The sequence below is a fragment of the Tsuneonella flava genome (assembly GCF_002870965.1).
GTDB lineage: Bacteria > Pseudomonadota > Alphaproteobacteria > Sphingomonadales > Sphingomonadaceae > Tsuneonella > Tsuneonella flava.
Genome location: NZ_PHSO01000017.1, coordinates 1 through 1,135, shown reverse-complemented (window position 1 = coordinate 1,135; position 1,135 = coordinate 1). Strand labels below are relative to the sequence as shown.

General features: G+C 64.9%; 2 protein-coding genes. Both read right to left on the bottom strand.

Annotated features, from left to right (window positions below; translation table 11 throughout):
- Positions 1-47: 47 nt before the first annotated feature.
- Entirely contained in the window at positions 48-449 is a 402-nt protein-coding gene (locus CV013_RS15360) for a ribbon-helix-helix domain-containing protein (protein ID WP_102156580.1), read from the bottom strand.
- 14 nt (positions 450-463) lie between these two features.
- Positions 464-1,135, bottom strand: a 672-nt coding sequence (locus CV013_RS15355) for a type IV secretory system conjugative DNA transfer family protein (protein WP_157935795.1), incomplete at its 5' end; no start/stop codon positions are given.

Genomic DNA, 1,135 nt, shown 5'->3' with positions numbered 1-1,135 from the left:
GCGCAGCATGGCGCGACGGCGGCGCTCCGCCTGACTGTTGACGCAGCTCATTGGCCGGCCTCCTCGGAAGCCGCAGCACCAATGGACCGCCCCGTCGTCAACTGCCGACCGACCTGATCGACGAACCGGCGAAAACGCTCCCGACCTATCGCCTGCGCCGCCTTGTCTCCCTCGGGAAGCGGCGCGGTGACGGTGAGCTGGTAGCGCACGAATAGCGAGAGCGTTTCGAGCAGCACAAGGCTGTCGCGCTCTATCCGACCGAGCTGTGTGCTCATCCGGTCGAGCCGGACTTTCAGAAGATCGTCGACTTGGCGGGTGGCGCGCCGGTTGAGATAGTCGCGAAGCGCATCTGCAACGATGGCTGACTTGGATGTGCCCGGCTTCGAACCCAAGCGTTCCAGCTGGGCCGTCAGTTCGTCGTCGAGATAGAGGTGATGGCGGGGTTTCACAGGCGGCCCTCCCCTCAGAAGCTCGGCAGCAGATCGTCAGCACGATCGGCTTCATTCATCGCATGGGCTCGCTGGACAGCGCCGAGACCCCGCAGGCGGTCCATGGCCTGTCGGTCCGCGCCCGCATCGCTGTCATCCTCGATGCCGGGGATCATGTCCGCGCCAGGTTCAATGACTGGCTCGGGCCGTTCTTCGGCAAGGCCGGGATGGCGCTGCTGCTGCAGGCCGCCTTCGGCTTCCTCATCAAAGGAGGCGCCTTCCTGATCAGCGCTCGCTACCAGCCCTTCATGCAGACCGCGCACTTCACTCCCCCAGTCATCGGGCCGCGGGCTGGGGCGATCGGCGTAGACGCCATCATCAGGACCGAGGCTGGGTGGCGGGAGGACGCGAGCAGTGAAATTGGCGTCTTCAAAATAGCGAAGCTTTTTCGCGCGGATCGGCGCGAGGCCAGAGACGAGCACCAGTTCATCTGCCGGTGGCAACTGCATCACCTCACCCGGCGTCAGCAGCGGACGGGCGGTTTCCTGCCGCGACACCATGACATGGCTGAGCCAGGGTGCGAGCCGGTGCCCGGCATAGTTGCGCTGCGCACGCAGTTCGGTCGCCGTGCCCAGTGCATCGCTGATCCGCTTCGCGGTTCTTTCGTCGTTCGAGGAAAAGGCGATGCGGACATGGCAATTGTCGAG